At 38.6% G+C, this 17,965-nt stretch carries 18 protein-coding genes; 7 read left to right on the forward strand and 11 right to left on the reverse strand.

The window, feature by feature from the left end; translation table 11 throughout:
• The first annotated feature begins 335 nt into the window (after positions 1-335).
• Positions 336-995, forward strand: a complete 660-nt coding sequence (locus ABIB30_RS22025; protein WP_354305211.1) for a PAS domain-containing protein — start codon at positions 336-338, stop codon at positions 993-995.
• Here the strand turns inward: ABIB30_RS22025 and ABIB30_RS22030 are convergent, their stop codons facing one another.
• A complete protein-coding gene (locus tag ABIB30_RS22030; RefSeq protein WP_354305213.1) occupies positions 996-1,511 on the reverse strand; it encodes a DUF4269 domain-containing protein in 516 nt (171 codons plus the stop codon).
• 35 nt (positions 1,512-1,546) lie between these two features.
• A complete protein-coding gene (locus tag ABIB30_RS22035) occupies positions 1,547-2,311 on the reverse strand; it encodes a methyltransferase domain-containing protein (RefSeq protein ID WP_354305214.1) in 765 nt (254 codons plus the stop codon).
• A gap of 235 nt (positions 2,312-2,546) precedes the next feature.
• Between ABIB30_RS22035 and ABIB30_RS22040 the strand changes: the two genes are divergently transcribed.
• The 3 genes from ABIB30_RS22040 (at position 2,547) to ABIB30_RS22050 (ending at position 5,464) form a co-directional block, all read left to right on the forward strand.
• Positions 2,547-4,175, forward strand: coding sequence for a dihydroxyacetone kinase subunit DhaK (locus ABIB30_RS22040; RefSeq protein WP_354305215.1), 1,629 nt, complete (start codon positions 2,547-2,549; stop codon positions 4,173-4,175).
• Between the two features lie 119 nt (positions 4,176-4,294).
• Positions 4,295-4,858: a Crp/Fnr family transcriptional regulator gene (locus ABIB30_RS22045; protein ID WP_354305216.1), complete on the forward strand. Its 564-nt coding sequence runs from the start codon at positions 4,295-4,297 to the stop codon at positions 4,856-4,858.
• Between the two features lie 135 nt (positions 4,859-4,993).
• Positions 4,994-5,464 (forward strand): RidA family protein, encoded by a 471-nt coding sequence (locus tag ABIB30_RS22050; RefSeq protein WP_354305217.1) that lies wholly within the window; start codon positions 4,994-4,996, stop codon positions 5,462-5,464.
• Positions 5,465-5,594: 130 nt separating this feature from the next.
• Here ABIB30_RS22050 and ABIB30_RS22055 read toward each other — a convergent pair whose 3' ends face one another.
• Positions 5,595-6,017, reverse strand: coding sequence for a VOC family protein (locus ABIB30_RS22055; protein ID WP_354305218.1), 423 nt, complete (start codon positions 6,015-6,017; stop codon positions 5,595-5,597).
• A 180-nt stretch (positions 6,018-6,197) separates the two neighbouring features.
• Here ABIB30_RS22055 and ABIB30_RS22060 point away from each other — a divergent pair, with 180 nt between their 5' ends.
• Entirely contained in the window at positions 6,198-6,740 is a 543-nt protein-coding gene (locus ABIB30_RS22060) for a T6SS immunity protein Tdi1 domain-containing protein (protein WP_354305219.1), read from the forward strand.
• Between the two features lie 118 nt (positions 6,741-6,858).
• Positions 6,859-7,950, forward strand: coding sequence for an aldo/keto reductase (locus ABIB30_RS22065; protein WP_354305220.1), 1,092 nt, complete (start codon positions 6,859-6,861; stop codon positions 7,948-7,950).
• 3 nt (positions 7,951-7,953) lie between these two features.
• On the opposite strand, the gene ABIB30_RS22070 is transcribed toward ABIB30_RS22065, so the two are convergent.
• The 7 genes from ABIB30_RS22070 to ABIB30_RS22100 form a co-directional block, all read right to left on the reverse strand.
• A complete protein-coding gene (locus ABIB30_RS22070; protein WP_354305221.1) occupies positions 7,954-8,691 on the reverse strand; it encodes a class I SAM-dependent methyltransferase in 738 nt (245 codons plus the stop codon).
• A 105-nt stretch (positions 8,692-8,796) separates the two neighbouring features.
• Positions 8,797-9,600, reverse strand: a complete 804-nt coding sequence (locus ABIB30_RS22075; RefSeq protein ID WP_354305222.1) for a class I SAM-dependent methyltransferase — start codon at positions 9,598-9,600, stop codon at positions 8,797-8,799.
• Between the two features lie 137 nt (positions 9,601-9,737).
• Positions 9,738-10,460 (reverse strand): glycosyltransferase family 2 protein, encoded by a 723-nt coding sequence (locus ABIB30_RS22080; RefSeq protein ID WP_354305223.1) that lies wholly within the window; start codon positions 10,458-10,460, stop codon positions 9,738-9,740.
• 102 nt (positions 10,461-10,562) lie between these two features.
• On the reverse strand, positions 10,563-13,709 hold the full coding sequence (locus ABIB30_RS22085; protein ID WP_354305224.1) for a glycosyl hydrolase: 3,147 nt from the start codon (positions 13,707-13,709) through the stop codon (positions 10,563-10,565).
• Between the two features lie 123 nt (positions 13,710-13,832).
• On the reverse strand, positions 13,833-15,143 hold the full coding sequence (locus tag ABIB30_RS22090) for a Xaa-Pro dipeptidase (protein ID WP_354305225.1): 1,311 nt from the start codon (positions 15,141-15,143) through the stop codon (positions 13,833-13,835).
• Positions 15,144-15,225: 82 nt separating this feature from the next.
• On the reverse strand, positions 15,226-15,672 hold the full coding sequence (locus ABIB30_RS22095; RefSeq protein WP_354305226.1) for a DUF1569 domain-containing protein: 447 nt from the start codon (positions 15,670-15,672) through the stop codon (positions 15,226-15,228).
• A 152-nt stretch (positions 15,673-15,824) separates the two neighbouring features.
• The gene (locus tag ABIB30_RS22100) at positions 15,825-16,724 is read right to left on the reverse strand and encodes a S41 family peptidase (protein ID WP_354305227.1); all 900 of its coding nucleotides are present in this window, start codon (positions 16,722-16,724) and stop codon (positions 15,825-15,827) included.
• Between the two features lie 269 nt (positions 16,725-16,993).
• Here ABIB30_RS22100 and ABIB30_RS22105 point away from each other — a divergent pair, with 269 nt between their 5' ends.
• A complete protein-coding gene (locus ABIB30_RS22105) occupies positions 16,994-17,428 on the forward strand; it encodes an NUDIX hydrolase (RefSeq protein ID WP_354305228.1) in 435 nt (144 codons plus the stop codon).
• Between the two features lie 51 nt (positions 17,429-17,479).
• Here the strand turns inward: ABIB30_RS22105 and ABIB30_RS22110 are convergent, their stop codons facing one another.
• Positions 17,480-17,800, reverse strand: coding sequence for a hypothetical protein (locus ABIB30_RS22110; protein WP_183866804.1), 321 nt, complete (start codon positions 17,798-17,800; stop codon positions 17,480-17,482).
• Positions 17,801-17,965: the final 165 nt, after the last annotated feature.

Here is a 17,965-nt window from a genome sequence, read left to right on the forward strand (position 1 = left end):
TTTAACCATAAATGAATTGTTAAGTGTGTTATACTAAACTAACTCCTGGTTTGTGTAAGATTTTTAAATTGTCAATTGTAATAATTTTGAGGCATTCCATTTTTAGAAATGTGACGGAATAATCTTTAAATACACCTTTTTTCATCAGGGTAGAATCAAAATTTCTCTAAAAGTCCATTCGTGAACCAGATTAAAGGAAATAGATAATATACAGTATGTTTTTATCTGAATTTCGTTTGATTTTTTGCGTAAAAGTGTATACAGAACGCGCTTTGTTTTTAGGAAAAAAATTGGAATATTTAAGAGATATAACCAGTATAAACAGGGTGTGAGTCATGAAGAGATATCTAGATTTGTTTCAGAATGCTCCGGTTGCTATGGCAATATTGGATGCAAAAACCTTAAGACTCGATTCGGCAAACCCGGCTATGCTACAACTGCTGAGGAAGGAGAAATCTGTATTAGGTAGAAAACTTCTGGAGTTCCTTCCCGAAATTGCCGAACAACCCTATCCGGAGTTAATCTATGAAGTAATCCGTACAGGAAGACCGCATAGTGAAATCGGTGCTAAATTCTATTCCATACATAATGGAAAGGCAGAAACAGTTTTTGTGGATTACAGTTACACACCTATTTTAGGCAAAGATAGTAAGGTTGTATCAGTGTTGGTGGTCGGGACAGATGTGAGTGAAAGGGAAATGAGCAAGGAATATAGATTAGTGGCTGATCGCAATTTGCGGGCACTGGTAATGTCTGCGCCAGTGGCAATGGCAGTATTCAATGGTTTTGATTTTCAGATTCAATCTATCAATGACAAAATGCTTGATTTATGGAATAACAATCATCAAACGTGTATCCGTGAATTAGAGCATGTTTACCATAACGGTGTATCTTTTATTTCAGAAAGTAATCAGATTTGTTATAGTTATACCCCCTTGAGAGATGATAAAGGTAATACCACCGGAGTGGTTATGGTTGGAAGCAAAAAGGAATAATCATAGTTTCAGTAATTCAAGATAGGGATCACCAGTCAGTTTTAATAACCGGGCAAAGGCAGGCTCAGTTTTATAACCTTGTTTTTTGAGTCTGATAATTTCTTCTCTGAACGATTCGCCGTGTTCAGTCAATAATTTATCTTCAATAAGCATATGTCTGTAACCTGCCTGTTCGCGGGTAGGTAATTCTTGTCCAAAGATTTCAATTTCCCATTCACCAGCAATCAGTTGTGCCAGCACCACTTCTTTATTATTGATCACTTTTTCTTCCATCTTGAAACCTTTAAAACGTGCAAAAGACTCCAGCAGTAAATTCTTAAAATTTGTTTTGTCGTGATAACAACAAATAATATCAAGATCACTACTGCTGATATCTATAGCAATGGGGACAGTTCCTACCAGAATAGGATCATAAGGCTGAAGAATTTCCAGGATTAAATTTTCCTTAAGCGCCGCAAAGGCATTCTTTTGACGCAAGTTGCCAGCTGCAAGGTAAGAGATAGAATCAAATTTCATAAGCTGGCTCAAAACTATTGTTAATTCTGAAGATCTTAAAAAGTTGCGGCCATAATCGTTCGCTTAAAAGGATAAAATACAGGCGACTCTTTAAATTCCTTTCTTAATCTTTCTTTATAAGTGGCAATAAAGCTCTGTTTAATATCTTCTGGCAGTTTTTCTACATAAGGAATCATTGCTGTTCCTGAAACCCAGTCAAACAAGGCATCTGCATCTTTTAATATATGAGGATATATCTTTTCATAAACAGTGATCTCTGTACCTCCATGCTTGAAAAATAATTTTCCATATTCTTGAATATCCAGTACTGGGGAAACACGGGTGAAGCCATTTAATGCTCCGGCAAATGGGGAAGTTGTCGCAATATCAATTAAGCTGGTATGCGTGAAATGCTTATGGTTTGACGGAATTTGTATCACGAGTTGCCCGCCAGGTTTAACGCATGAAATGATTTTCGGGTAAAGGTTTTTATGATCACCTAACCATTGGATAGCCGCATTTGAAAAGATCAGATCATATTTTTCATCTCTGGCTAGTTGCTCTTCTATAGAACTTTTTTTAAAGTTTACTTGTTCATTTTGAAATTCTGCGGCATCATTAAGCATTTCCTGCGAAGAGTCTATTCCAATGACTGATGATCCGGGTAAAGCGTCGGCGAGTTTCCGGGTCAGTTCGCCGGTTCCGCATCCCAGGTCTATTACTTTTAAAGCTGGTTTAACTTTTACCAATTGTATCAGATCGTAAAAAGGACCAAAGCGCTCTTGTTTGAATTTGTTATAAACATCGGGATTCCATGCCATAATGAATTGATTAAAAACTTTACAATGATAACGTAACTCATTACTGTTTTCGTGTTGATCTGAGATTATTAAATGGTTATTCATATTGAAAAAAGCCAATTTTGGCTACAGAATTTTAACAGGTCCTAAAATTTGACATTATCTGTAGGAAGATAAAAAGCGGTGAATTGATCTTTTAATTACCTTGGGAAACCTTCAGGGAATTGAATCAAACACAAACGAAATATAAGATATCATGAAATTTTTTATAAATGAACCCGATCAGATTGTAAATGAAGCTATCAATGGATTATTAACAAATCCTAAGTTAGCCAGGTTAGATTCCTTTCCTGAGATACGTGTAGTCATTCGTAAAGACTGGGATAAGTCAAAAGTAGCGGTTATTTCTGGCGGCGGCTCTGGTCATGAGCCAGCACATGCAGGGTTTGTTGGAAAAGGAATGCTGACGGCTGCTGTTTGTGGAGATATTTTTGCTTCACCTACTGTAGATGCGGTATTGTCAGCTATTTTAGCAGCTACAGGGCCTAAAGGTTGTTTATTGGTTATCAAAAATTATACGGGCGATCGTCTTAATTTTGGTTTAGCTGCAGAACAAGCACGTGCTTTAGGCTATGAGGTAAAAACGGTGACTGTTGATGATGATATCGCACTCGGACAAGACGTGAAAAAACGTGGTTTGGCAGGGACTCTATTTGTACATAAGATTGCCGGACAGTTGGCTGAGGAAGGAAAGTCATTAGAGGAGATTGTTAAAATCTCTCAACAGGTGATTGACCGTACGGCTTCTATTGGCCTTTCACTTACGGAATGCCAGCATTTGGGACAGGAAACGACCTCCCGTTTAAATGATCAGGAAGTAGAATTAGGTTTAGGAATTCATGGCGAGCCAGGGATTGAGGTGGTGCCTTACGCACCTGCAGATCAATTAATGGCGCTGGCTATTGAAAAATTGGAAGCTAGCCTGCCTGATCCAAATGGAAGATATGCGATGATATTTAATAACATGGGCAGTGTAAGCCCTATTGAGATGAGTTTGCTGGTCAATTCTTTTAGCCAGACAACTTTAGCAGCTAAAGTTGATTATATAGTAGGGCCTGCTGCTTTGATGTCCTCGATTAATATGAGTGGTTTTTCAGTCTCAGTACTGCAACTGAATGAAGAAATTGAAAAGGCTTTATTAGCAGATTCAGAACCTTCGGCGTGGCGTATCCAGCCTTTTCAGCAACCGGCAGAGATCAGTAGCCCTGAACTTCCGGAAACTATTCCTTATGCTGCTTCTGCAAATGTGAAAGTTAAACAACTGATAGAAGAGACTGGTGCTTTGCTAGTGGGTATAGAGAAAGAAATCAACGGTTTGGATGCTAAAGTTGGGGATGGGGATGCTGGATCTACTTTCGCTTTAGCTGGCAAACGCCTATTGCTGGTTGTAGACAAACTTCCGCTGAATGATACAGGGAAATTATTGCTGACGATCGGCAGGATATTATCCAGAGAAGCTGGTGGATCGAGTGGGGTTCTGTTGTCAATTTTATTTACAGCAGCGGGAAATACGTATTCAAAAGATCCTGATTTGGGAAAAGCACTCTTAGAAGGATTGCAAAAAGTAAAGGATTATGGCGGGGCAAAGGTAGGAGACAGGACTATGATTGATGCTTTAGAGCCTGCATTTGAGGCTCTGGCTAAAAATGAATCTGTTTCAAATGCCGCTGAGCAAGCGCGTAAAGGGACTGAATATACTAAGACAATCACCAATACTAAATTCGGTAGGTCTTCGTATCTTTCTGAGGCGGTGCTGAAAAATATTCCAGACCCTGGTGCAGAAGTAGTTGCCAGGGTTTTTGAAAAAATCGCTTCGCTGAAATAGGGTAGCCGTATAGTTTACTAAAGAAATAGCCGTATAGTTTTCTAAAGAATCTGATCCTGAAGTTAGGATCAGATTCTGAATACCTTAACTTTGCGATTATCTTTTATAACCGCTCAACAATGTATCAGGCACTAAGGGAACATATAGAAAAGATCATACCACTTAGTGAGGATGAGTTTGCTTTTGTATGTGCGCATTTTAGCATTAAAAAGTTCAAAAAACATCAATTCCTGGTTCAGGAGGTAGAAGAAGTAAAGTATTGTTACTTTGTCGTTTCCGGACTTCTAAAGTTGGTACATACTGATGATACAGGGAAGCAGCGTGTTGTTTCTTTTGCGATGGAAGATTGGTGGGAAAGTGATTACTACGCGTATTTCACTCAGACCAAAGCGACGATGTCTTTAGAGTGCCTTGAAGATACGGAAACCTTATGTCTTTTGCTCGAAGACTATAAAAAGCTATGTGATGGTTCCCCGAAGATGCAGCGTTTCTTCCTTGAAAAGGCTAATTTTGGTTTTATTGGCTCTCAGCGGCGCATTATATCCTGGTTAACATCTAATGCGAAAGAGCGTTATGAACAGTTACTTAAACAATATCCATCGCTTATTCAGCGCGTACCCAAAAGCCTTCTGGCTGGTTATCTGGGAGTCTCGCGCGAAACCTTAAGCAGGCTATCCCCTTAATGTGACATTTCTTAATTCATTTAATATCTCTCAATTCCTTAGTGTGACATTTCTCACTTTTTAATCGTGAGCTTTGTCAAGCGTCAATTCCAGCTCTTATGAACAACTTTGCAGTAGAAATTTTAAACTGTAATCATGAAGAAAAGCAGCAAGCTTTTAGCATTTCTATTCATAACCAGTGTGCCGTTATGGGCACAGGCTCAAAAGACTAATCAAATGGAAAAAAGAAGTATTAATCCCTGGAAATGGCAGGATGAACGTAGCTATGTACAAGCTGTTGAAGTAAAAAACGTAGAGAGTACACTTTATGTTTCAGGACAAACCGCTATCAGCGCGGATGGAATATCGAGTAACGAAGACATGAAGTCTCAATTAATTCTGGCCTTACAGAATTTGGAAAAAGTTATTGGCGAAGCGGAGTATGAATGTAAGGGGATAGCCCGGTTAAATATCTATACGACTTCCACGGCAGAACTTTGGCCACACTTTGCTATTTTTCAAGATTGGATAGCGAAACATCATATTAAACCTGCGCTTACTTTACTAGAAGTGAAAAGCCTTTTTGAAACCTTAAAGGTTGAACTGGAAGCTACGGTTGTAAAATAAGCACTCACGGTTATAAAAAAAAGCCTGTTATTTGAAGTGACCCCAAAGAGTCAGATACTTATTGGGATCACTTCATTATCTTTAAAATGATACGGATTTTTTAGCAAATGACAATGGTGTATAGGTCTGACTAGTTGTTATTATAGGAATAATTGATCATCCATTGAACGCCAAATTTATCAGTGAACATTCCAAAGAAATCACCCCAGAAAGCCTTTGCCAGTGGCATGGTAATTACACCGCCTGCCGAAAGACCATTGAATAATTTTGTAGCTTCTTCTTCACTTTCCGCTTTAATAGCAACATAAGCGTGGTCTCCTTTGTTGATCGGACCATAGGATTTTGGTCTGTCGCTACCCATTAAAATGCTTTCGCCAATTGGTAAGGAAATATGCATGATTTTATTAATATCGCTTTGATCAGGCTGATATTCTTCTGGCATAGCATCAAATCTGGACACCACTTCAAATTCGCCACCAAATACTGATTTGTAGAAATTAAAAGCTTCTTCGGTATTACCGTCAAAGTTTAAATAAGGATTAACTGCTGCCATGGTTTATGATTTTAGATTATAAATTTTGTTTGTTTTGACTTGTTGTATAACAAATGTAAAAGCATTTTTATGTTTTCATAGGGTATGAATTAGCCAATCTTAGTGGTTGTTTGCGACTAAGAAATCAGGTAACTTGTAAATGGATTAGTAATAACTACTGAAATGGAAATGACTGGTTTTTTGGAAAAGTATCGACCCTTAAATACGGAAATCGCTAATGAAGAGTTAGTTAACCGGTATGCGCATGTGCTTCCTTCGAGTATGATTGACTTGTGGAGGACTAAAGGATTGGGTAAATACAATGATGGATTGATAGAAGTGGTTAATCCTGATGACTTTCAGGATGACCTGGAAAGGATTCTGGGAAGGAAAGCGCCAAATTATGTTCCTATAGCGATCACTGGTTTTGGGGAGTTGTTTTATTTTAGAAAATTGACAGCTGTGGATGAGGATGTATGTGTATTCGATCCGCATTATAATCAAATTGAAACCTGTGTATGGAGTCTGACTGATTTTTTTAACGGATATTTATGTGATGATAATATTATTAAAGAAGTACTGAGAGCAGAGCTGTTTAAAGCTTCGCTAAAAAAGACAGGGCCTCTGGATAAAAATGAGATTTTCTTTTTTGTTCCTGCACTGGCGTTGGGCGGTACCGAAAGTATTGAATTTGTACAAAAAGGGAATTGCCAGGTTCATTTAAGGGTACTGTTTCAGTTGTAATGGTTCAAAGAACTGTTCCGTTGTTTGATTTTTGCTATGATCTGTTTGATTTGAGCAAACAGCAGCATCCCATGCTGTGGTACTTTTATGGAATAATTCCTTAAAAAACAAAAACAGTATGGATTTAACAAATTACAGAACCCTTGGTAAATCGGGGTTAAGAGTAAGTCCGCTTACTCTTGGATCAATGACTTTTGGCGAAGAATGGGGCTGGGGATCAACTCCGGCAACTTCTGAAGCTATGATGTCGAGATATATAGCAGCTGGAGGTAATAGCATTGATACCGCTAATGTGTACACCAAAGGGCACTCGGAAAAAATTATTGGTGATTACCTACACCATGCGGATATTCGCAGGGACCAGTTAGTACTTGCCACTAAGTTTTACTGCAACCTGTATCCAGGTGATCCTAATGCTGGTGGTGCAAGCAGAAAAACAATTATAAGTTCTCTTGAGAATTCACTAAGAAGGTTGCAAACCGACTATGTGGATTTATATTGGATGCATGCTTTTGATCCATTTACCCCAATTGAAGAAACGATGTCTGCTTTAAATGATTTGGTTACTGCAGGAAAGGTACGCTATATCGCTGTTTCAGATACACCTGCTTGGAAAGTTGCACAGTCCCAGATGATTGCTCAGTTTCGGGGATGGTCTGCTTTTGCAGGATTGCAAATTGAATATTCTCTGCTGGAAAGAACCGTGGAGGGTGAATTGATTCCAATGGCTCAGGACCTTGGGTTAGGAGTGATGCCCTGGTCACCTTTGAGGGGTGGGATTTTAAGCGGAAAATACACCAGGGCGAATCAGGGAGAGACCCAAAGCGGAAGAAATAGTTTAGAAGGAGGTACAAGCTTCGATGAAAATACTTACCGGCTTATCGAGCGTTTAACGGAGCTTGCTAAGGAAAAAGAAACTACTCCGGCCAGTGTTGCTTTAGCTTGGGTGGTAGGCAGACCTGGAGTAACTTCTACTATAATTGGTGCACGTACCATAGCGCAACTAGATCAGAATCTACAGTCTTTAGTTGTCAGCTTATCAAATGATGACATCACATCACTGGATCAGCTTTCAAAGCCAGTGCTAAATTTTCCAATGGATATTATTAATAACAGGGCGGCACATTTAGCCCAGGCTGGTACCACTGTAAATGGAGTATCATCTTTACAACTTCCTTTATCACCACAAAGTATTCAGGAAGTATATTAAATTTTATGAATTCTTAACTGCGGCTATCAAAAGAAAAATAGGACGACGTGTTTCGTCTTTCATCTCTGGATATTCTTCCAGGACTTCTTTTGATGGCTGCGGTTCTGAGATTTTTTTAATTTGAAAACCAGCATCAATTAATGCATTGATATGTGTTTCCAGTGTCCTATGGTATTTTATCACATCATTGTCCAGGAATCTGGCAATCCGCTGTCCTTCGTCCTGATAGCCGTCAACAGGCCAGTGCAGACGTTTTCCTGCATCATCATGATACCAGTCTTGCGCAGCTAATGCTGTGAAAATGGGGTGTTCGATAGAAAATACAAACGAGCCTTCCGGTTTTAGTGCATGATAAACTTTTTTACAGATTGCGGCGAAGTTCTTTATATAATGAAAAGCTAGAGAACTGATCACGACATCAAATTGTTCAGGTGCAAAATCAATATCCTCTATAGCAAGCTGAAGATATTCAATTGCGGGGTCATGAGTGCTTTCGCGAGCCCGTTTCAACATATTTTCAGAAAGATCTACACCTATAACTGATTGTGCCTGCTGCTGGCTTGCATACCGGCAGTGCCAGCCAAAACCGCAGCCCAGGTCTAAAACATTTGTATCTTTTAATTTGGGAAGTAATCCCCGGAAAACCTGCCATTCCCCAGCTGCATTTAACCCGCCTGTTGAACGGGGCATCTGACTATAATTGGCAAAAAAGTCAGGGTCATCGTATTTGTTCTGCTTCATCAGGGAACAAATTTAAGATTTTATTTTAGGCTAAAGCAAAATACCCCGTTTTAGCGGGGCTCTTACATAAGCAAATGGGTAGAAAATGATATTTCTTTAGCTAATTTATCCGTTATCTGCAGGAGATTTCAGTCCATCTTTTCGAAGGGATAACTGCAGCACAATTGAACTTGGATAAAGCTCAGCCCAAGCTGGATGTTCTGTAAATATCATGGACTCCAAGCCTACAAGTTTTGCCAGGAAAACGATATGTTCTGCACTGTACATGGTATCATAAGAAGTAAATTCTATCGTATCGGTACGTTGTGAGGATTGAATTAATAGTTGTACCGGAACTTCTGCACGGTAAGTGTAACGATCCCATCTTATTTTTCCGCTTGGCCATGCATATTTAATCAGTTCACCTTTCGAATTTTCTATCTCTGTGTAGTGGATTTTTGGGTTTGAAAGGTACTCAGTCATTAAAAAGATGTCATGCATTTCGATAAATATTTTACCGTTTTCACTTAATTTGTCTTTGCAGTGATTGAGCAGAAGAAATACATCTTCCATATTCAGGTTACTAAGACCATTATACAAACAGGTAATACAATCGAATTTTGTTTCTTTAACGCTTAACAATGCATCTGGAAGGTCTGCAACAATATACTTTTCAGGGTTTTCAAATCCTTCGGCCAATGCTAGTCGTTTCATCTCAATACTTGAATCTATAGCCCAAACATCAATACCATGTTTTCTTTGTGCTTCTATACTATGCAGTGCTTGTCCGGCGAATAGTTCCAGTAATGACTTGCATGGATGGGCTGGATCGTAAGTCTCCAGAATGACCTCCAACTGGCTTTTGAAATCTCTGTCATTGGTTACATCTGCATAATAACTTGCAAACTCCTTATATAGTTTATTCTTCATACTGATATAGTTTATTGTTTCTATTTAATTACTCTGCAAACCTTCGAATGCATAAGCAATTTAACTTGGATTAACAGATTATTTTAGGGTCAGATGACCCTAAATGCCTTTAAGAATCCGGCATGTGCAGTAATCAGTTAAATTGCTTCCCATTTCCTGCCTAAACGGTAACCCCATTTCTTCTCATAGTAAATGTCCTGTTTCCACATCAGCTCATTAAACCGCTCTGGTTCCTGTTTACTTAAAGTAGTATGATCCAGGTGATCTACCAGGGAAGAAGTAACCAGAACATGGACTAAATTTAATGCTGAAAGTAAATGTGTATAATCATGGGAGGCATGTCTGAAGATAAAGTTCTCATCTAAATGACCGATTATATTCAGCATACTGCGTTTGAAAAAAAGGCACCAGCCCGAAACTTCTACACGTTCTCTGTAGCCCTGCAGTAAACCAATATTTGGCTCCATACCTATTTTTGTATGATGAATAGTACACATTGGAGAAGCACTGGAAACATTCCAATAAGTATTAAAAGGTTTCAATATTTCCGTTGCCCATTGCGGATGGAAAAGTAAATCATTATTACATAAACAGATATATGGAGCTGATGTCATTGAAATACCAATATTCATATATCGGTTATAACCAAATGGCTCATCTGGATAAACTGTTTGTCCGTATTCGTATTGAAAAGGTTTTAAATCTTTTTGGGACTCAACAACGATGATGTTAAATTTAATCAATTCAGGATCTTCAGATGCCATTAAAGAAGTTAAGCAGTTTGCAGTCACTTGCTTTAATTCATCTGTTTGTGCAAAGCTTAGAATAACAATATCTATTTCCGTCATTTTTGATTCCATATTTTATAAATTAAGTTAACTCAACCACCGGCGAAGCTATTTTCTAAAATATGAGAATCCTTAGGAATAATTTAGGGTCAATAGTCCCAATTTATACTCATTTTAATGGACAATTTCCAGTTGAACCGGCCCTTTTAGTCCTGAGGATTGCAATGCTACGGTAACATCGTAACAGTCATAATAAGTTGAGGTTATTCTTTTACTTTCAGGCAGTTGATGATCACCAATCAGCCTGTTTATCCAATTATTGACTACTTTGATTTCCAACTCATTTTTGCCTGACCTTAATGCTTTAGTGATATCGATTTTGTAAGGGGCGCTCCATACCCCGCCAACGGCTATTCCGTTAACCTTGACTTTTGCTATAGCGATCACATCTCCCAGATCCAATAATACGCGCTCTTCATTTCTAACTTTTGATAATTCAAAACTATGGTGATAGTAAGCGGGACCGGAATAATATTTTATAAGCTCATCTTTATTTTGAACCCAGTCTTCTAATTGTTTAAAGATTACTGGTTTGGAAGGCCCATGCAAGTTAACATCGAAGTTAACTGACCATTGACCAACGAGCGGTACTTTTCTGACTATTTCAGGATAATTCAGGCGTTTATTTTTTTGAATACTGTCTTTCTTTCTGAAGACTATAAAAGCGCTCTCGTAAGCTGCTAACGTTAAAGGAACAGTTGTGGATCTGTCAGTTTGAGTATAATCCGGAAGATCACGTATGTGACCTGTCGTTGCCTCCCATAATTCAGGACTTTTTCCGGAAATCCGAAATTCAGGACTTAGCTGTACAACTTTGTTTTTTTGATTGGAAATAAAATAGACTGAGCCATCTTTTAGTACTCTGTGAATGAAAAGGACAGAATCGGTTAGAGCTGTTTTAAAATCGGGGACGATATTTATTAATTTAAAAGCATCTTCAAGACTCATTCCGTCAATTACCATTCCTTTCCCAAAACGGTTGACTTTTATAGTAGATGCATTGATGTTTCCCCAAAGTTCAGCAGTTAACTGCTGAATCTCCAGATCTGCTTTTCCGAAGTTTTGTAAACTTGGTGATCTGGATGGTCTGGGACCTAAAATCACCGCACCATTGGCTACCATTTCTTTGAGCTTTGCCAGCAATTCAGGACGCATGCTTTCCAATTTCGGCAAAACCAGGATCTTGTAATGCATTCCGTCAGGTAAAACCAGATTGCCGTCCTTTACTGTTAATCTATTTTTAATTACCTCTGCATTGATATAATCAAACGCGTAGCCACGCGGAAGAGCAGGTTCTTGTATTCCTGTCATTTTTGGAGCGTCTTCGCTGATGAAATAAGCAACATCTGCTACATATTTTCCCTGCTGCAAGAGTAGATTACATCTTTTGATATATTTTAAAAAATCATCCATATCATAAAACCACGTATTTTTGCGGTTAAATTCAGTTCCGAAATAAGCGTTCATTCCTGGTATTTTATCTTCATCAGGCTGCTGGATATAAACGTGCAGCAGTGTGTTGTTAATTCCTTCGGTAAAAGAACGGTCTGCACGTTGTTTCAATGTAGCGGGATAATTCAAGAAATAACGATCCGTTGTTGTAAAAGATTCGGCAGAAACTTTTGTTTTTCCGTAAATATGTGCGCAGGACGAAGCAGCTTTGTTTTCTATGATACCCTTGCTGCCCTCATTCCAAAATTCACCGCTAACTTCATCGGATTGTCCTCCATACTGTAGAAATTCTCCGGGAAAACCATAATGACCGTAATTTTCCAGCCAGGTAGTCAATCCATTTTGATGGCAGATATCTCTAAGCCCGCCCACATAATCGTAAGCAACTTTATCGGCTATAAAACGCCTGATATCCCATAGAAAACGATCCGAATGGTCAGCGCTTCCCACAACATTTCCTTGCAATACCGGAAGATAGGGAAGTGGATCATAGCCATAAGTCAGTTTAAATTCTGTGATGAACTGATCAGTCCAATTCTGGCTGCCGGTTTCATAACTATCTCCAACAGCTACTTTCCACGCTTTGCGATCTCGTGCTGGAATACGACGTATAATTTCTCCCAAAAAGGCATTGAAGTGTGCCGTGATATGTGACCTGCTCATTTTATCGGTTTCAAGCCCTGTTCCTTCAGGAGCTGCATGTGCGTTCTGAACTTTGGTAGGTGTCATTCCAATACGTTCAATGATCCATTTTCCTGCTGGTACCTGCCAGTTCAAGGTACCATCGGCCAGCATGTATTTCGAAATATCCTGAACTTTATCCGGATCAATTATATAGGCTTTGTCTTCGATCACAGGTTGAGGCTGCCACTGATAGGCAGGCCAATATACATAGCCATCAGGCCACATCTTTGCGAGTGTTTTTTCCAGGTAGCTTTCCACTAAAGGAACAGACGAGAGCTTAATTTCTGCAATTCCGCAGTTTTTAGTATAATCAGTAAATATTAACCGGAAATCTTTAGCTGTAGTGGCGGGAATTGATATTGTTGCCGGGCCATAAGGAATAAAGCCGTTCTTAAGGTTTGGATTCGTACGGTCTATAATAAAATGTTTTATAGTTTGATAGGCCTGGTTAATTTTAACTTGAAGATCCCCTTCTAGACGAGTAGGAGTACGAGCTGTATAAATGACAAGACTACGTGCGGTATATGGTTTCTCTGTAGAAATATTCAGCAGAAAAGGTTTTGTAGCAGGAAGATGGAAGATTGTTTCTTCGTTTTGGTCTGTTAAGTTATCCATGTTTTTTAGTGTGGGGATAGCACTAAGCTGAGGTTTCAGGTTCCGGATATCTGTACCATAATCTTTAGGCGCAGGATAAGCGATCACTTTGACGTCCTGAAAAGCAGAATCAGGTTGTATTAGTTTTTGATGGATTTGAACCGGACCATTAATCACAGTTTCTGAAGCAGTAAGATAGCGCATAGAATGTGCTGGTTTAACCCATGGACCTCCCGATTGACTCCATCCCGGGCAATTAAAAATCCCGATTTCGATGCCTAACTTAGTAGCTGTTTTTAAGGCGGTATGCAAAATATCCCACCAGGCCGCTGTGAATAGTTTTACTGGACCTGCATTCTTTTCGCCCCAGGTCACATTCGCAATAAATGCACGATTGATTCCCACCTTTTTCATGGCTTCAAGATCCTTTATCACACCTTCTTTGGAGATGTTTCCAGAAACCCAGTACCAGTAAACACTAATTTGAATACTGTCTGGAATCTGATGAAATCCCATTTCCAATGCAGCCATCTGGCCACTGGTTTTAGGTTGTGAATATGTATTAAATGCACTAATAGTAACCAATAGGAAACAAAGGAAAATTGTTTGGATAGTAAAAACCAGTTTAGTAAGCATAGGGGGCATTACGCTTCTTTATTTGTTCAGTTCATTTTTATAAATAGTTCCGCCCTTCATAACAAAAGGAATCTGCTCTAGTAGGGTGATGTCCTGGAGTGGATTATCTTTGACTGCTATCAAATCGGCGTATTTACCCTTCTTTAGAGAGCCGACCTTATTTTTCCACCCCAACAGATCTGCTGCATTGATGGTGGCGGCCTGTATAGCCTGCATCGGTGTGAGCCCGAATTTAACCATGTACTTAAACTGTTTGCCATTCCAGCCATGCGGATAAACACCCGCATCTGTACCAAATGCTATTTTTACACCTGCTTTAACTGCGCGCTGGAAACTTAATCGTTGTTCTTTACCTACCAGCTTTTCCTTGTTGATGATGATTTCAGGTGTACCATGTTTTGCATAGTCACTAAGAATGTAGTCGTCATTATAAATATCTGCGACCAGATAAGTGCCGTTTTTTTTCATCAATTGTATGGCTTCATCATCAAGAAAGCTACCATGTTCTATGGAGGCGACACCAGCTTTAACAGCCATTTTTATAGCTACTGTGCCATGTGCATGGGCACAGGCCTTTAGTCCCCATAAATGGGCTTCTTCGACAATTGCATTCATTTCTTCCTGGGAGAATTGGGGGGCTCCTACACTTGTTTCTTCTGTTAGTACGCCAGCACTTGCACCAAATTTGATCACTTCGGCACCGTATTTTATATTGTACCGGACTTGTGCACGTACCCCTTCTACGCCATTGGCAACACCAGTCATTTGTTTAGGGCCTATCCAGTCTAAGAAGGGCGAGAATCCGTTGAGGTCGCCATGGCTGCCAGTGCTGCCAATAAATAGGGTAGCAACCAGTAATCTGGGGCCAGGTATATCACCACGGTTAATTGCATTTCTTAAGGATACATCAATGAATGCCGAAGCTCCTACGTCTCTGCAGGTCGTAAATCCGGCTTCTAAGGTTTTTTTTGCATAGATCGGGGCAACCATAGCCAGATCTACCGGGGTGCGGCGGAAAATATCTTCATAATAATTATCTCCGGGCTGGAAGGTCAGATGGGTATGGCAATCGATCAATCCGGGCAAGACTGTCGCATTACTGAGGTCTATGATTGTCGCCCCAATTGGTATGGTCAGATCAGGACCAATGCTTTTTATAGTATCATGATCGATTAAGATGAGTTGATTGGTTAAGGTTATTCCTTTTTCTACATCAAGCAGGTGGCCGGCCTTAATCACTTTTACTGAATCGTTTTGCTGCTGCGCAAAGCTATTAAATGATAAAATTAACAAAGTTAAAGTGATGATTTTTATACGGAATTGAATCATATATGAGCGTATTTGGTTTATTAGCAGCAATATATGAAATTCCTGGACTTGTGATCACACTTTGAATATGATAAAAAAAATATTAACTTTTAAATTGGCGAAGGTGGTGGTCGGTATGTTTATAGACTAAAAATCCGGTTTGTTCTTTGGTGAGCTCGCCGAAAAAGGAGTGTACAATTACTGGCTGTGATACTTGTTCATATCCTTTCAATAAGGCAATCCATTTCTTTTTTTCTTCCAGCACATTTCCAGCTTTTTCTTTTACTTTAAGCTCAGTCAGTGTAGGTACATTTTGTTTGATAGGATTTTGATCCTGAATAAATTCTTTTAATGCCATTTTTCCAAATAAACGGCCCAGGAATGCTCTTTTAAAAGTGACCTTGCCTAACATCATTTCTTCATATAAGGTACAATGTTTCAGCATCTGGCAGATGTTCATTTTACCCCATTGTGCTTTACTATTTTCGTTCAGGGTATTGATTCTGCTAATTAGTCCTTCTCTGGTTGAATGATCAAATATGGTTTCCATTTTTCCTTTTTTTATAAAGTTAGTGCAATTTACCAGGGTAAATACGGTACGCACATGCCTATTAAAGGGGGTAAACAGGACACAATTTAATTGTAAATAATATGCTGACTGGGCTCGTTATGTGTGAAAATCTTTAACCTGATTGAGCGTTATTAATTGATATTAGTTTTTAACCAGCTTATTGCGGCTTTAACTTTTTCATCACTACTGACCATGTTAAAATTATCGGGACTGTTATTCGGGATATCTGGCTTTAACGCTTCTTTGTATACTTTTCCATTCCTATCTACTCCATAACCAGTGGAAAGATTTAAAGATGCAAATTTATTTAGGGTGAAACCGCTGTTTGCAGTGACGTAACCAGCAGTTTCAGTGCCTAATAAAATTGTCTTTTTTCTCCCTTTGAAGGCGATAATAAAGAATTCACCTGAGCTTCCGGTTGCCGGCCCGGTTAATATTACTACAGGTATTTTTTCAGCCATAATACTGCTTTTTGGGATTATGCTGGATAGCATAGTGGTATCCGTGAAAAACTGATGGTCTTTTATTGACCACTCTTCTTTTGTCTGATCTTGAAAAGATCCCAGATGTCCTTTTGGTAATAGCTGCTCTACGCCTAAAAGCATTGGAAACATAGCACCGCCTCCATTTAATCTTAAGTCCAGGATAATGCCTTTGATACCTTTGGTTAGTAATAAACATAAACTATCATTCAGGCTTTGAGCTTTTTTACTGAATTCAGCAACAGAAGCGCCTGAAATAGGTGGAATTCTCAAGTATCCGATATTACTCTCTAAAAGTTCTATTTTAGGTTTTACTCCTTTTTTTAGCTCTTTTCTGATGCTGTCCGAAATAATTAATGGGCTGCGTTTCCATCGGAAAGTGCTATCGCGATAGAAGAATTCACCATGAAAATCATTGATAGATTGATATAAAGTTCTGATAGCAGATCCCATTTCATAGGGATTGTTCAACTGAATTGTTTTGCTGTATACTTCTTTCTTTAATTTGGCCCAGTTTACCTGATTTGCATGAATTGAATTCTTTTTCATGAGGATAATGGTCGTGTCAATCAAGGACTTGACTTCCTGATTTTTAAAGGACTGTGCAGCCGTATTGTTTATGTTTAACAGCAGTATTATAGTGAGAGGAAGCGCAAATTTTTGAATCATGGTTGTAATTTTCTGCAGCTAATTTAAGATAAAAACGTCATGTGCTGCAGATCAAAAACCGAAAGGAACAAAACAACGAACAATGATAGCTTCATCAACGTTAAATACTGACGAAAAACATTAAATTAGGCCAGAGTAAAAAAAAGTTAATGAATCAAGAAATCAGAATACTAAATACCGCTGGGTTAGTTGTTATTAAAGAAGGAAAAATTCTTTTGGCTTTTAGCGGCAATAAAAAAGCCTGGTATCTTCCAGGAGGAAAGATTGATAGCGGAGAAACTTCACATCAGGCCATTCAACGGGAAATAGATGAAGAATTGAATATTAAAATGAACCCGGACCTGTTAACATTTTATTGCCACATTACCGCACCGGCTTTTGGAGAGGAGAATAATCTGATTATGGAACAGGATTGTTTTATTTATGACTTAACGGAAAAAATAGCAGCCAGCAATGAAATTGATGAGGTCGGTTATTTTAATCTGGAAACCTACTTGAAAGAACCAGCACAGGTTCCAGGCGTACTAACACTTTTTACAAAGCTGCAGGAGGATGGTTTATTGAAAAGTGTTTTAACCAGCTAGCTCAAAAAAAGCCGTATTATACTTATAACACGGCTTTTTTTATTACATTAATTACAAAGTCTCCAATGTAGTTTTAATAGTTTTCTCTAAAGCATTTACAATTGAATCTTTATATGCGATAAAGTTATGCTGACGTGTTTCATCTGAATCACTTTCCTTAACTGCTTTTCTACTTTCTTTTACTTCTTGTAATTCATTCTTATATAAATCACCGAATGTATCAGGTTCTTTGTTTTTTAATATTCTGACAGTGTGTGAATATTTTTCATGGCTGTCAACAAGATTAGCTAAACTTTTCTCATCGTAAGTAGTTAAACCAACGATTCTTGTCAATAGCTTCTCAAGCTTTCCTCTTTCTTTTGCGTAACCCATAATTGGGGCAAATATACCAGAATTATACTATTTATAATAGTTACTTTATTATTTTACAGCTAACGGTGTCGATATTCTGAAAAATTCATCCAATGTTCAGTTGTGTACATAGACTGTTCAATAACGAACGATATAATTACAGAAAGACCTTTAAATAAGCTTTCA

Source organism: Pedobacter sp. UYP1 (genome assembly GCF_040547305.1).
Taxonomy (GTDB): domain Bacteria; phylum Bacteroidota; class Bacteroidia; order Sphingobacteriales; family Sphingobacteriaceae; genus Pedobacter.